Source organism: Pseudomonas algeriensis (assembly GCF_048847255.1).
In the GTDB taxonomy this organism is placed as follows: domain Bacteria; phylum Pseudomonadota; class Gammaproteobacteria; order Pseudomonadales; family Pseudomonadaceae; genus Aquipseudomonas.
On record NZ_JBKKRK010000023.1, the window covers coordinates 61,073 to 75,667 of the forward strand.

10 protein-coding genes and 1 riboswitch are annotated in these 14,595 nt (G+C 64.1%); of the genes, 7 read left to right on the forward strand and 3 right to left on the reverse strand.

From position 1 onward, the window contains the following. Positions 1–41 precede the first annotated feature (41 nt). The 3 genes from rarD to ACLK1G_RS24545 all read right to left on the reverse strand — a co-directional run bounded on the left by rarD (position 42) and on the right by ACLK1G_RS24545 (position 3,542). Positions 42–926 carry an EamA family transporter RarD gene (gene rarD, locus ACLK1G_RS24535; protein WP_420767726.1) on the reverse strand — a complete coding sequence of 295 codons (885 nt, stop codon included), beginning with the start codon at positions 924–926 and terminating at the stop codon, positions 42–44. Positions 927–1,083: 157 nt separating this feature from the next. Beyond that, the gene (locus ACLK1G_RS24540; protein ID WP_420767727.1) at positions 1,084–2,097 is read right to left on the reverse strand and encodes an aldo/keto reductase; all 1,014 of its coding nucleotides are present in this window, start codon (positions 2,095–2,097) and stop codon (positions 1,084–1,086) included. 134 nt (positions 2,098–2,231) lie between these two features. Beyond that, the gene (locus ACLK1G_RS24545) at positions 2,232–3,542 is read right to left on the reverse strand and encodes an MFS transporter (protein WP_420767728.1); all 1,311 of its coding nucleotides are present in this window, start codon (positions 3,540–3,542) and stop codon (positions 2,232–2,234) included. Between the two features lie 193 nt (positions 3,543–3,735). On the opposite strand from ACLK1G_RS24545, the gene ACLK1G_RS24550 reads away from it, so the two are divergent. From ACLK1G_RS24550 to ACLK1G_RS24580, 7 genes are all read left to right on the forward strand, one after another. Further along, positions 3,736–4,860: a sugar diacid recognition domain-containing protein gene (locus ACLK1G_RS24550; RefSeq protein ID WP_420767729.1), complete on the forward strand. Its 1,125-nt coding sequence runs from the start codon at positions 3,736–3,738 to the stop codon at positions 4,858–4,860. Positions 4,861–5,118: 258 nt separating this feature from the next. Continuing rightward, positions 5,119–6,255, forward strand: a complete 1,137-nt coding sequence (locus ACLK1G_RS24555; RefSeq protein ID WP_420767730.1) for a glycerate kinase — start codon at positions 5,119–5,121, stop codon at positions 6,253–6,255. A gap of 104 nt (positions 6,256–6,359) precedes the next feature. Continuing rightward, positions 6,360–6,596, forward strand: a riboswitch (cobalamin riboswitch). A gap of 99 nt (positions 6,597–6,695) precedes the next feature. Then, the gene (cobW, locus tag ACLK1G_RS24560; protein ID WP_420767731.1) at positions 6,696–7,760 is read left to right on the forward strand and encodes a cobalamin biosynthesis protein CobW; all 1,065 of its coding nucleotides are present in this window, start codon (positions 6,696–6,698) and stop codon (positions 7,758–7,760) included. Between the two features lie 3 nt (positions 7,761–7,763). After that, positions 7,764–11,552 carry a cobaltochelatase subunit CobN gene (cobN, locus tag ACLK1G_RS24565; RefSeq protein ID WP_420767732.1) on the forward strand — a complete coding sequence of 1,263 codons (3,789 nt, stop codon included), beginning with the start codon at positions 7,764–7,766 and terminating at the stop codon, positions 11,550–11,552. A gap of 158 nt (positions 11,553–11,710) precedes the next feature. Then, positions 11,711–12,718 (forward strand): magnesium chelatase ATPase subunit I, encoded by a 1,008-nt coding sequence (locus tag ACLK1G_RS24570; protein WP_420767733.1) that lies wholly within the window; start codon positions 11,711–11,713, stop codon positions 12,716–12,718. After that, entirely contained in the window at positions 12,643–13,377 is a 735-nt protein-coding gene (locus ACLK1G_RS24575; RefSeq protein WP_420767734.1) for a vWA domain-containing protein, read from the forward strand. Before ACLK1G_RS24570 ends, ACLK1G_RS24575 begins: the two co-directional genes overlap by 76 nt. A 244-nt stretch (positions 13,378–13,621) precedes the next feature. Continuing rightward, positions 13,622–14,584: an IS110 family transposase gene (locus ACLK1G_RS24580; RefSeq protein ID WP_420766129.1), complete on the forward strand. Its 963-nt coding sequence runs from the start codon at positions 13,622–13,624 to the stop codon at positions 14,582–14,584. Positions 14,585–14,595 lie beyond the last annotated feature (11 nt).

Sequence of the window (14,595 nt, forward strand, 5' to 3'; positions counted from 1 at the left end):
GCGCGTGGGCGCAGAGTGTTTCGTGATGCAAGCTGGGGCAGTCAGGCCCGGCGCCGTTGCCGCACCATATGCTTGGACCCTTCGAATACCAGAACCGCCACGGCCATCCAGATGGGGATATAGGTCAGCCATTCTTCAGCCTGGATGCTTTCACCCAGCAGCAGCGCGACCCCCAGCAGCAACACCGGCTCGACGTAGCTCAACAGCCCGAACAGGCTGAAGGGCAGCAACCGGCTGGCAACGATATAGGCCACCAGGGCCGAGGCACTGATGACGCCGAGCAGCGGGATCAGCAGCGACAGCCACGGGTGTTGATTGAAAACCTTGAAACCTTGTTCGCCGCTCTGCACGAACCAGAGCGCCAACGGCAGCATCAACGTCATGTCCAGCCAGAGCCCACCCAGGTTGTCGGTGCGCAGGCGTTTGCGCAGGATGAAATAGATCGGATAGCCCAGCACCACCAGTAACGTCGCCCAGGAAAACCCACCCACCCGGTACAGTTCGTTGAGCACGCCAAGAGAGGCGAAAAACACCGCGGCTTTCTGCAGGCGCGAGAGGCGCTCGCCATAGGCGATGCGCCCCGTCAGGACCATCGATAGCGGCAGCAGGAAATAGCCCAGCGACACGTCCAGGCTGTAGCCGTTGAGCGGCGCCCACATGAACAGCCACAACTGCGCCCCCATCAGTGCCGATGACGCCATTGCACCCAGCAGCAAGCGCGGCGTGGCGATCAGGCGTGCGACAAGATCCGAGACGAGTTTCCATTCACGGGAGATCAGCATGAACGCAGTCATGCACGGCATCGTCAGCAACATGCGCCAACCGAAAATCTCCAGGCCCGTCAGCGGCGCGAGCAGCGAGGTGTAGTAGTACATGACGGCGAACAGGGCGGATGCCGAGACCGATAGAGCGATGCCTTTGGACACGGATGCCTCTTGTTATTGGAATTGCAGCACGATACGGAAAGCGGTTTACCCGTGGCGAGGGAGCTTGCTCCCGCTGGGCCGCGTAGCGGCCCCAAAGAGCGACTGCTGCGCAGCCGAGCGGGAGCACGCTCCCTCGCCACGGTGATCTCAGTGTAAGTTACGACGTACGCGGCACCCGCCCCGGCACGAAATGGCCGACATCATTGAACCCCGGCGTCGAGGCATGGCCCGGTGTCACCAGCGAATCGATGAACGCTTCATCCTCCGCCGTGATTTTCACCGCCTGCGCCTTGGTGTACGAATCCCACTGCTCCTCGGTGCGCGGCCCGACGATGGCCGAGGTGACGGCATTGTTGTTCAGCACCCAGGCGATGGCGAACTCGACGATGCCCACGCCCCGGCCCTGGGTGTATTCCAGGATCTGCTGGGCGATGCGCAGGGACTCGACCCGCCATTCGGTTTCCAGGATGCGCTTGTCCTGGCGTCCGGCACGGCTGTTGGCGTCCGGTGCGACGTCTGGCGCGTACTTGCCGCTGAGCACGCCGCGAGCCAGGGGGCTGAACGGCACCACGCCAAGGCCATAATTCTGCGCCGCTGTGATCTGCTCGGTTTCCGCCTGGCGGTTGACGATGTTGTACAGCGGTTGGCTGATGACCGGGCGGTCGATGCCCAGGCTGTCGGCAATGCGGATCACCTCGGCGATGCGCCAGCCGCGGTAGTTCGACAGGCCCCAGTAGCGGATCTTGCCCTGGCGAATCAGGTCGCCGATGGCCGACACGGTGACGTGCAGCGGGGTGTTGTGATCTTCGCGGTGCAGGTAATAGATATCCAGGTAATCGGTGCCCAGGCGCGTCAGGCTGGCCTCGATCCCATTGAACAGATGCTTGCGGCTCAGGCCGCTGCGGTTAGGCATACCGTCCGGCGGGCCGAAGCCGACCTTGGTGGCGAGCACCCATTCATGGCGACGCTGGGCAATCGCCTCGCCGACGATTTCTTCGGAGCGACCGCCGGTGTAGACGTCCGCGGTGTCGATGAAGTTGATGCCCTGGTCCCAGGCCTTGTCGATGATCCGCAGCGAATCTTCGGTGCTGGTCTGTTCGCCGAACATCATGGTGCCCAGGGTCAACGTCGAGACTTGCAACCCTGAATGGCCTAGCGTGCGGTAGCTCATGACAAGATCCTTTTATTCATGGGGAAAGGTTCAATCAAATACCAGAACCGCCGCAAGGATCAAACAGAATTCTCATACCACCACAAATCAATTGTGGGAGCGAGCAAGCTCGCTCCCACAGGGTAAAAGGGGTGTCAGGCCCGCAAGGTGCGGGTCATGCGCAGCGCCAACAGGCTGCCGCAGACGATCACGCCGGCCAGCAGGTACAGCGCCGCATCGGTCGAGCCGGTGGTGTCCTTGACCCAACCCACCAGGTATGGGCTGAGGAAACCGGCCATCTGGCCCATGGAGTTGATCAACGCCAGCCCGCCGGCCGCCGCGCTCGCGCTGAGCAGGGCGGTGGGCACCGGCCAGAACATCGGCAGGCCGGTGAGGGCGCCCATGGTGGCGATGGACAGGCCGAGGATGGCGATGGCCGGCGTGGTGGCGAAGTTCACCGCGATCAGCAGCCCCACCGCGCCCATCAGCATCGGCACGACCAAGTGCCAGCGACGCTCCTTGTGCAGATCCGCCGAGCGCCCCACCAGCAACATGAACACCGCCGCCAGCAGATAGGGAATCGCACTCAGCCAGCCGATCACCAGGTTATCGCTGAAACCGAGGTTCTTGATGATCGACGGCAGCCAGAAATTGATCGCATACACGCCGCTCTGGATGCAGAAGTACACCAGGCCGAAGGCCCAGATCGCCGGGTTCTTGAACACGGCGGCCAGGGAGTCTGTGGTGGTTTTCGGTTTGTTGGCCAGGTCTTCGGCGTGGTCGGCGGTGAGCACGGCGCGTTCATGGTCGGTCAGCCAGGTGGCCTTGGCGAAGGTGTCGCTGAGCAGGAAGAACGCCAGGGCGCCGAGAATCACTGTCGGGATGCCTTGCAGCAGGAACATCCACTGCCAACCCGCCAGGCCGCCCTGGCCGGCGGCGAAGTGGTTCAGAATCCAGCCGGAAAACGGGCTGCCCAGCAGCCCCGACACTGGGATGGCCGACATGAACAGCGCCATGATCCGGCCACGGCGGAACGTCGGGAACCATTGCGAAAGGTACAGCACGACGCCAGGGAAGAACCCGGCTTCAGCCGCCCCGGTGAACAGCCGCAAGGTGTAGAACTGGGGTGGGGTGGTGACGAACAGCAGGCAGGTCGACAGCGTGCCCCAGGTGATCATCATCAGGGCGATCCAGCGCCGAGGGCCGAATTTGGTCAAGGCCAGGTTGCTCGGCACGCCGCACAGCACGTAGCCGATGAAGAAGATCCCGGCGCCGAGGCCGTACACGGTTTCGCTGAACTTCAACGCGTCGAGCATCTGCAACTTGGCGAAGCCAACGTTCACCCGGTCGAGGTAGTTGAACAGGTAGCAGATGAAGATGAACGGGATCAAACGCAGGGTGATGCGCTTGTAGACGGTATTCTTTTCGTCGGGGGTAGCCAGGAGGGCTGCTGCGCTCTGGGACATGACGGGGCTCTCTTTATTATGATTTTGGCGTGCCAAGGGGTAACGTTGACCGCCCCTTGAGTCTCGGCCAGCCCAAGGTCCCGTGTCTTTGTGCCGCAGCACAACGTTTGCAATCCGACCCTGTGCGCCTGACCAATCCCGTGGGCGGCGCACCTCAAAACAACAATCACGCCGCTTGCAAGGAACACCGCCCATGTTCGAACTCGATCACGACCTGGCGCAGGACATCGTCGACCGGGCGATGGCGATTCTGCCCTATAACGTCAACGTCATGGACAACCAGGGCTTGATCCTCGGCAGCGGCGAGCGCGAGCGCATCAATACCCGCCACGAGGGCGCGCAACTGGTCCTCGCCAACGGACGGGTGGTGGAAATCGACGAGCACACCGCCGTCCACCTCAAGGGCGTACAGCCGGGAATCAACCTGCCATTGATGCTCGATCAGCGCTTGATCGGCGTGCTGGGCATTACCGGCGAACCCGCGCAATTGCGCACTTACGCCGAACTGGTGCGCATGACCGCCGAAATGTTGCTCGGCCAGCGCAACCAGCAGGCCGAGCAGCAATGGCGCCGCCAGCGTTGCGATGACTTGCTGGCGTTGCTGCTGGGCGATGCCGGGGATTCGCCAAGGTTGCTCGATGAAGCGCAGCAGATGGGCCTCAAGCCACAGCTGTCGCGCGTACCGTATCTGTTCGAATTGGGCTTGGAGCATGGCCCTGGTCAAACCGTCGAATCGCTGAGCGCCTGGCTGATGTCGCGCTACCCGGACAGCTGGTGCCTGACGTCGTCCAAATCCTCCTTGCTCTGGTGCCGGCCGGTCACGGCCTCGGTGGAGAACGAGCGGCTGCTGGGCAAGCTCGATGGCCTGGGCTGGAGCATCCTGCGAGTTGCTGTGGGCGGTCAGGCCGAGGGGCTGGCGGGGCTGCGCCGTTGCTACCGGCGGGTGGCGGATCTGCTGGCGTACGGGCGCGATGTCCTGCCGCAGTCGCGCTTGCTGCTCCTCAATCGCTATCGACTGCCGGTGCTGCTCTGGCGGCATCGCAGCGATGATGCCCTCGACGAACTGCTCAGCCCGTTGCGCAAAGTGATCGCCAAGGACAGCAACGGCCAATTGCTCGCTACCTTGCGAAGCTGGTGCGAACACGACGGCCAGAGCCAGGCCTGCGCCGACGCCCTGGGCATCCACCGCAACAGCCTGCGCTATCGCATGGAACGCATCGCCGAACTCAGCGGCGTCGACCCGCTCAGGCTGGATGGGATGCTGGCGTTGTACCTGGGGGTTCAGTTGTTGCCACAGACCGTCGATACCCCCACATAACCTATGTGGGGTGCAATTGACTCATAACCCCGTGGCGAGGGAGCTTGCTCCCGCTGGGTCGCGCAGCGGCCCCAAAAAAGCGGCCGCTACGCAGCCGAGCGGGAGCAAGCTCCCTCGCCACAGATGCGCTGGCCACACGCTATGCGACCCATCCTTTGTGAATTTGACCAATAATGCCCAAGGTCTTTTGTGCGGTGGACCGGCGTCAGAATCGCGGTCAGCTGGCAGCATGCTGTACATCGGAACCGGAGAACAAAAATGAAAATAGTCATCGCCCCCGACTCGTTCAAGGACAGCCTCAGCGCCCAGGCCGTGGCGGAGGCCATCGCAGGAGGGCTGGCCGAGGTCTGGCCGGACGCGCAGCTGATCAAGTGCCCAATGGCCGATGGCGGCGAGGGAACGGTGGAGGCGGTGCTCGCGGCCTGCGATGGCCAATGGCGCGAGGCGCGGGTCCGTGGCCCGCTGGGCGCCGCTGTCCAAGCCCGCTGGGGCTGGTTGCCCGACAGCCGCACGGCGATCATCGAGATGGCCGAGGCCAGCGGCCTGCAACTGGTGCCGCCGGGACAGCGCGACGCTTGTTCCAGCAGCACCTATGGCACTGGCGAACTGATCCGCGCCGCTTTGGATGAAGGGGCGAGCCGAGTCATCCTGGCGATCGGTGGCAGCGCCACCAACGACGGCGGCGCCGGGGCGATGCAGGCACTGGGCGCGGCATTGCTGGACGACCAGGGCCAAGCCCTGCCGCCCGGCGGCCTGGCCTTGGGCAAACTGGCGCGTATCGACCTGGGCGACCTGGACCCGCGCCTGGCCGGCGTGTGCTTCGAGATTGCCGCCGATGTCGACAACCCCCTTTGCGGTCCCCATGGCGCTTCAGCCGTGTTCGGCCCGCAGAAAGGCGCCTCCGCCGAGCAGGTGCAACAACTGGACCGGGCGCTGGGACACTTTGCTGAACATTGTGCCCAGGTGTTGAACCGCGACGTTCGCGACGAACCCGGCAGCGGTGCCGCTGGCGGCCTGGGGTTTGCCGCCAAGGCGTTCCTCCAGGCGCAGTTTCGTACCGGCGTGGAAGTCGTCGCGCAATTGACCGGCCTGGCCGATGCGATCGACGGCGCCGACCTGGTGATCACCGGCGAAGGCCGTTTCGACGCCCAGACCCTGCGTGGCAAGACGCCGTTTGGCGTGGCCCGCATCGCCCAGCGGCGCGGCGTACCGGTGGTGGTCATCGCCGGCACGCTGGGGGAGGGCTACGAAGCGCTTTATGAGCACGGCATCGATGCCGCGTTTGCCCTGGCGAATGGGCCGATGACGCTACAAGAAGCTTGCACCGATGCGCCACGCCTGCTGGCCGAGCGGGCCCGGGACATCGCCCGGCTCTGGCGAGTGGCGGCGCGCTGACTTGCCCTTGGGGCAGTCGCCAGGACGCATCAGTCGTCGGAGATTGCCTTGGGACATTGACCCGCCCGCACACCCTGCGTAGCCTTGCGCCTTCGAGGTTCTTCGGCACGCGCCGAAGCTAGGGTCTGTATGAAATGTTCGCGTACAGAGCCTGAGAAGGGAACGCGGTCCAAGCCGCGGCTGCCCCCGCAACTGTGAACGGTGCTGTTTCTGCAAGGCCACTGTGCTAGCCCTATACAACGGGCGCACGGGAAGGCGCAGCAAAATGTCAGTCCCGGCTTTGAAAAAAGCCGATTTGGCCCGCCGTCAGCCAGGAGACCTGCCTCGACAACAGATTCTCACTACAACCGGGCGGGGTGATCCGGTGGCGAAATCTTCCGCGCGCGCCTGTGCCAGTGGTTGTCGTCCCGTTTGCCCGCCACCTTGCCAAAGGGCATCCGATGAAAACACTGGCCAAACTCCCCGTCACCATCGTCACCGGTTTCCTCGGGTCGGGTAAGACCACCTTGCTGCGGCACATGCTCGACAACGCCCAAGGCCGACGTATCGCGGTCATTGTCAATGAGTTCGGCGAACTGGGCATTGACGGGGAGATCCTCAAGCAGTGCTCCATCGGTTGTACCGAAGAAGAAGCCAACGGCCGCGTCTATGAACTGGCCAACGGCTGCTTGTGCTGCACCGTGCAGGAAGAGTTCTTCCCGGTGATGCGTGAGTTGGTGGCGCGTCGCGGCGACCTCGACCACATCCTCATCGAAACCTCCGGCCTGGCCTTGCCCAAGCCGCTGGTCCAGGCCTTCCAATGGCCGGAAATCCGCAGCGCCTGCACCGTCGATGCGGTCATCACCGTGGTCGATAGCCCGGCCGTGGCCGCGGGCACCTTCGCCGCGTTCCCGGACAAGGTCGATGCCCAGCGCAAGCTGGACCCGAACCTGGACCATGAATCACCGCTGCACGAGCTGTTCGCCGATCAACTGGCGAGCGCCGACCTGGTGATCCTCAACAAAGCCGACCTGATCAACCCCGAGGACCTGGCCAAAGTCCGCCTGGAAGTCGCCGAAGAGCTGCCGCCAGCGGTCAAGGTCATCGAAGCCAGCAACGGTCGCCTGCCGCTGGACGTGTTGATCGGCCTGGGCGCGGGCTCCGAGGAACACATCGACAGCCGCCACAGCCATCACGACCACCACCATGACGGCGATGACGACGACCACGATCACGATGCCTTCGATTCGATTTCCATCGAACTGCCCCAAGCTGACGAAAGCCTGCTGCTGGACGCGCTGACGCAACTGGTAATTCAGCATGACGTATTGCGGGTCAAGGGCTTCGCGGCCATCCCGAACAAGCCGATGCGCCTGTTGATCCAAGGTGTGGGCACGCGCTTCGACAAGCACTTCGACCGCCAGTGGGGCGCCGATGAAGCGCGCGTCACACGTCTGGTACTGATCGGCCAGGCCCTGGACGCCGGGCTGCTCGAAGCGCAGTTGCGCGCCGCCCTCAGCGTCTAAACCATGCACCTGCTCAGGACCCAGCCCGGTGGTTTCGTGTCGGATGACAACATCGCCGACCTCGGGCAAACCCCCGCCGAGCTGGTGATCCTGTGCAGCGGCGATTCCAGCCTGGCGCTGCTGGCAGAAGCGGCGCGGCAGTTGCCGGACGATTTTCCGCAGTTTCGCCTCGCCAACCCGATGCAAGTGCAGAACCACGCCTCGGTGGATCTGTACGTTGAAGATGTATTGCGCCACGCCAAGGTCATCCTGCTGTCGTTGCACGGAGGCATCGGCTATTGGCGCTACGGCGTCGAGCGCCTGGTGGAACTGGCCGGGCGCGGGGTGAAACTGATCCTGGTGCCGGGGGACGACCGTCCGGACCCGGAGCTCAGCGACCTGAGCAACGTGTCCGCCGAGCACCGCGATCGGCTCTGGCAGTTTCTTCGTCAAGGCGGATTGGAAAACGCCCTTAACCTGTTCCGTCACCTGGGCAGCCAATGGTTTGGCCGCGATTATCCGTGGGGCGAGCCCCAGCCCTTGGCGCGCACGGCGATCTATCACCCGGAAAAAACCAACGCGACCCTGAATGATTGGCAAGCGGACTGGCGGGCAGGCGATCCCGTAGCGGCGCTGTTGTTTTATCGCTCCCACCTGCAAGCCGCGAACACCGCGTTCATCGACGTGTTCTGCCAGCGGCTTCAAGCGACGGGGCTCAACCCTTTGCCAATCGCCGTGGCGAGCCTCAAGGAACCCGGTTGTCTGGCACAGGTGGAAGACTGGCTGGACGAAGTGGCAACGGGGGTTATTCTCAACACCACCGGCTTTGCACAATCGAGTCCTGAAGCGCCGCACTTGCGGCCGTTTCGCCGCGATATCCCGGTGATCCAGGCGATCTGCGCCCAGGACAACGAACCCGGCTGGCGCGCCAGCGAACAAGGCCTGGGCCCACGGGACCTGGCGATGCACATCGCCTTGCCGGAGCTGGACGGGCGAATCATCAGCCGGCCCATCAGTTTCAAGGACCTGGCCTGGCGCAGCGAGCGCAGCCAGAGCGATGTAGTCTGCTACCGGGCGATACCCGAACGCATGGATTTTGTCGCTGGACTGGCCCGCCGCTGGACCACCCTGGCGCGCCTGCCCAACGGCGAAAAGCGCGTGGCGCTGATCCTGGCCAACTACCCGACCCGGGACGGACGCATCGGCAACGGCGTCGGCCTGGACACGCCAGCGGCGGCGCTGAATATTCTGCGGGCGATGCAGGCCGAGGGTTATCCGCTGACCACCGAGCTGCCGGCCAGCGGCACCGCGCTGATCCGGCAGTTGCTCGGCGGCGTCACCAACGACCTGGACAGCCTCGACCTGCGGCCTTGTCATCAGAGCCTGGCCGTCGACGCGTACCGGGCCCTGTTCGACGCGCTGCCCGAGGCCAATCGCCAAGCGGTGCTGGAACGTTGGGGCGCACCCGAGCAGGACCCGATGTTCCGTGACGGCCGCTTGATGATCGCCGGCCTGCGCCTGGGCCTGACGTTCGTCGGCATTCAGCCGGCGCGGGGGTATCAGGTCGATCCGAGCGCGGTGTACCACGACCCGGACCTGGTGCCGCCCCATGGCTACCTGGCGTTCTATTTCTGGTTGCGCCACACCTACGGCGCTCACGCCGTGATTCACGTCGGCAAGCACGGTAACCTCGAATGGCTGCCGGGCAAGGGCGTCGGGCTGTCGGAAAACTGCTGGCCGGACGCGCTGCTGGGGCCGCTGCCAAACATCTATCCGTTCATCGTCAACGACCCGGGCGAGGGCGCTCAGGCCAAGCGGCGTACCCAGGCGGTGATCATCGACCACCTGATGCCACCGCTGACCCGCGCCGAAACCTACGGGCCGCTGCGCAACCTGGAGCTGCTGGCTGACGAATACTACGAGGCGCAATTGCTCGATCCGCGCCGCGCCAGGGAATTGCAACGGGACATCCTGGCCCTGGTGCGCGAGACGCATATCGACCGCGAGCTGCAACTCGACGCCGGCCTCGACAGCGACGCCGACGCGGCGATCTGGCTGCCGCGCCTGGACACCTACCTGTGCGACCTGAAGGAATCGCAGATTCGCGATGGCCTGCATATTTTTGGCGAGTCGCCGAGCGGACGGCTGCGCATCGACACCTTGCTCGCATTGCTGCGCATTCCCCGTGGCGAGGGCAAGGGCGCCCAGTCGAGCCTGCTGCGGGCCCTGGCCAAGGCGTTCGGGTTGGGCTTCGATCCGCTCGATTGCACCTTGGCCGAGCCTTGGGCCGGCGAGCGTCCCGAGGCTTTGCGCGACGTCAGCGATGAGCCCTGGCGCACCGTCGGCGACAGCCGTGAGCGTCTGGAGCTGTTCGCGGCGCGACTGATCGAGCGAGCCTTGGCCGGCGATATCGCCCAGCTCGACGCGCCGGGTTGGGAGACGGTGCACGGCATCATCGACCACCTGCGTGCCGTCGTCGCGCCGCGCCTGGATGCCTGTGGCTCGGCGGAAATGGGCGGCGTGCTCGACGCATTGGGCGGGCGTTTCGTACCGGCCGGCCCCAGTGGCGCGCCGAGTCGCGGACGCTTGGATGTGCTGCCCACCGGGCGCAACTTCTTCTCCGTCGACGTGCGCAACTTGCCCACCACCACGGCGTGGCGCATCGGTTTTCAGTCGGCGAGCCTGATTCTGGAGCGGCACCTGCAAGACCACGGCGATCACCTGCGCCAGCTCGGCCTGTCGGTGTGGGGCACCGCCACCATGCGCACCGGCGGCGACGACATTGCCCAGGCCATGGCGCTGATGGGCGTGCGTCCGGTGTGGGCCACGGGCAGCCAGCGGGTCGACGATTTCGAGATCCTGCCGTTGAGCCTGCTGGACCGGCCTCGGGTGGATGTGACGTTGCGGGTGTCCGGGTTTTTCCGGGACGCCTTCGCCAATCTGATCCGCTTGTTCGATGCGGCGGTGCAAGCCGTAGCGGCCCTGGATGAACCCGATGACATGAACCCGCTGGCGGCCAAAGTGCGTGCCGAGCGCGAAGCCTTGCTGCAATCGGGCTTGCCCATGGAAGACGCGGCGCGCCAGGCCGGCTGGCGGATTTTCGGCGCCAAGCCCGGCGCCTATGGGGCGGGCGTGCAGGGGGCCATCGACGGTCGGCTCTGGCAGAGTCGCGAAGACCTCGCCGAGGTGTACCTCAACTGGGGCGGTTATGCGTATGGTGCGGGCGACGAAGGCACCGCCGCGCGGGCGCAATTTTCCCGGCGCCTGAGCCAGGTGCAAGCGGTGTTGCAGAACCAGGACAACCGTGAGCACGACCTGCTCGATTCCAACGATTACTACCAATTCCAGGGCGGCATGCTCGCAGCCGTGGAAACCCTCAGCGGCGAAACCGCCGCCAGTTATCACGGCGATCACAGCCAACCGGATCTGCCGAAGATCCGTACCTTGAAAGAAGAACTCAACCGAGTCATCCGTTCCCGCGCGGCCAATCCGAAGTGGATCGACGGGGTCAAGCGTCATGGCTACAAAGGCGCGTTCGAACTGGCGGCGACGGTGGACAACCTGTTCGCCTTCGACGCCACCACCCAGTTGATCGAAGACCACCAGTACGCCTTGCTGGCCGATGCCTATCTGCTCGATCCGCATACCCGTGACTTCGTCCGGCAGCACAACCCCGACGCTCTGCGGGACATGACCGAGCGCATGCTCGAAGCGCAGCAGCGGGGGATGTGGCGGGCGCCGGGGGATTATCGCGAGGCGCTGGAAAACCTGCTGCTGGACATCGAAGAAAATGGCGGACTTACCGATGGATGACGGCCGCTGGTGGCGAGGGAGCTTGCTCCCGCTCGGCTGCGAAGCAGTCGTCATCCAGAACAGCAGCGTGACCAAAGGTTCTTGGGGCCGCTGCGCGGCACAGCGGGAGCAAGCTCCCTCGCCACAGGGGACCTCCTTACATTCATGAGATATCTCATATGACCGACACCCCACATTTCCCCCTCGCCGCCGTGGTCGGCGCCGATGCGTTGAAACTGGCCCTGTGCCTGGCGGCCATTGATCCGAAGATCGGCGGCGTGCTGATCGAAGGCCCGCGCGGGATGGCCAAGTCCACCCTGGCCCGGGGCCTTGCGGATATGTTGGCCAGCGGTCAGTTCGTGACCTTGCCCCTTGGCGCCACCGAGGAGCGGTTGGTGGGCACCCTCGACCTGGACGCGGCATTGGGGCAAGGGCGCGCGCAGTTTTCCCCGGGGGTGCTGGCCAAGGCCGACGGCGGCGTGTTGTACGTCGATGAGGTGAACCTGTTGCCTGATCACCTGGTGGACCTGCTATTGGATGTCGCCGCCAGCGGCACCAACCTGATCGAGCGCGACGGTATTTCCCACCGGCATCCGGCGCGTTTCGTGTTGATCGGTACGATGAACCCGGAAGAAGGCGAACTGCGTCCGCAACTGCTCGACCGCTTCGGCCTCAACGTGGCCCTCGATGGCCACACCGCACCGGCCGAGCGCGGGCAGATCATCCGTCGCCGGCTGGATTTCGACAACGACCCGGCGGCGTTTTGCGCCGAGTGGGAGCCGGCCCAGCAGCGGTTGCGTGACCGCTGCGAACAGGCCCGCGCAGGCTTGGCCCAAATCCCCCTGGATGACGCGGCGCTGGGGCAGATCACCGAGCGTTGCTTTGCCTGCGGAGTCGATGGGTTGCGCGCCGACCTGGTCTGGCTGCGGGCTGCCCGCGCGCATGCCGCCTGGCGTGGCGCGCACGCCATCGCTGCTGAAGACATCGATGCCGTTGCCGAATTTGCCCTGCGTCATCGCCGCCGCGAGCATGCCGCTCCGGCCCCCGCGCCAAACCAGGCCCCACCTTCGAACCCGAATGAAACCAGCCAACCCAGCGAAGGCCAAGGCCAATGGGGCGACCTGCCGCCCCGGGCGTTGCCGACCGGCGCCCGACGAGACGTGCCGAGCTGGCCAAAAAAGCCCTAGGCATTCGCCCCCGTTCGCCGTCGGGGGCGAATGCCAGACCCCGTCCGGGACGTCTGGACCATGGGCGCCAAGGCCACGGCAAAGCAGCGTCCAACGGTGTGGTGGACTGGCCGGGCACGCTGCTAAAGAGGCGTCCGCGCCTGGCTGCGGACCTGCGTTTCAAATCGCGGCAGCGTTCAGCCCATGAACTGTGGTTGGTAATCGTCGACGCATCGGCCTCGACCCGTCGCCATCGGGCCTTGAGCGACGGCAAGGGCCTGCTGGCGCAACTGTTCGACGAGGCCTACCGACAACGCGCACGGTTGGCGCTGTTGACGGCCAGCGGCGCCACGCCGACCTGGCAAGTGCAAGGGCTCAAGGCCTCCCACGGCCTGGTGCAGTGGCTCGACGCGCTGGGGGCCGGTGGTGGTACGCCGTTGCTGGCGGCGATCGGCGAGGCGCAGCGCTGGCTGGCCTCCCGTCGCAAGCGCTTCCCGGCGGAGCGACAGCGGGTGTTGCTGATGACCGACGGCCGGGTGAGAGACGGGCAACCCATGCCGCCCCTCGATTGCCCCAGCCTGCTCATCGACATCGAGCGCGGGCCGATCCGCCTGGGTCGGGCGCGGCAATTGGCGGGGCAGTTGGGGGCTGAGTATCGGCATATTGATGAAGGCACTTGAAATGAGCTGTGGCTGTCTGGGCCCTATCGCGAGCAAGCTCGCTTGTATGTTTAGACTTGAAGGGGTGGGCAGGACTAAAAGCTCGATTCCGACTCTAGCCAGTACGGACCGTGGGAGACTTCTCGTCCCGCCCTTTCTACCTAAAGCGCCGATAAGGAATTCATCGGTAAAACCGACGATAGAAGCAAGCCAGCGCTACGGTAGACCCCGACAAGCATCTAAACCCTAGCTCCGAGGATTCGACATGACAATCCTTACCTCTCCAGCGGTTATCGGTATTGATGTCGCCAAGGCTGAAATTGTCGCTTATCGCGAGGATCTGAAAAGCATTCAAATCGTCGATAACAATCGTGAAGCCCTTGTCCGCTGGCTCAAAATGTTGCCAGCGCAAAGCTTGATTGCCTTGGAAGCCACCAGCTTTTATCACCTGGATACGGCTGAACTGGCCCATGGGATGGGGCACAGGGTTTATGTTGTGGATGCCTATCGTGTGGCCCATTACCGTGAAAGCATTGGGCAGCGGGCAAAAACCGACCCTTGTGATGCACGTTTGCTGGCGCGTTATCTGACGAATGAACAGCAACGGCTACGTGCCTGGACACCACCTCCCGATGCCTACAAAGTGCTAAGAAGCCTGCTACGCAAGCGTGCAGAACTGATCAAAGCTCGCGTCAGCCTCATGCTGAGCTGGTCGGGCGAACCGCTTCTGAAAGATATCCTGACCCAGCAACTGGACGCCTTCAAGCAAAGCGATCGGGCCATTCAGAAATTATTGCGTGAAGCCAGCCAAGGGGCGGGAATTACTGAGAATATCAACCGCTGCAAAGCCATTGAGGGTGTGGGCGAACTGACGGCAACAAGCCTGGCGACCGCATTCATGCGAGGTGACTTCGCCAGCGGCGATGCGTTCATTGCCTTTTTAGGGATGGACCTGAGGCCAAAGGACTCCGGAAAAAAACACAGTCCCAGACACCTGAGCAAGAAAGGAGATGGCGAGCTGCGACGCTTGGCACACACCGCAGCAATGGCGGCTTGCCGGTCTCCAGTCTGGAAGCCTTACTACGAGTCCTGCTTGGCAAGAGGTTTCGCCAGAACCCAAGCGTTGGTGAGCCTCGCCCGTAAATTGTGTCGGGTGGCATTCGCCCTGATGAAAAACCAGAGCGAATATCGCCCTAATTCTATGCTGCAGGGTTCCCCTGCAACATAGAATCTCCCACA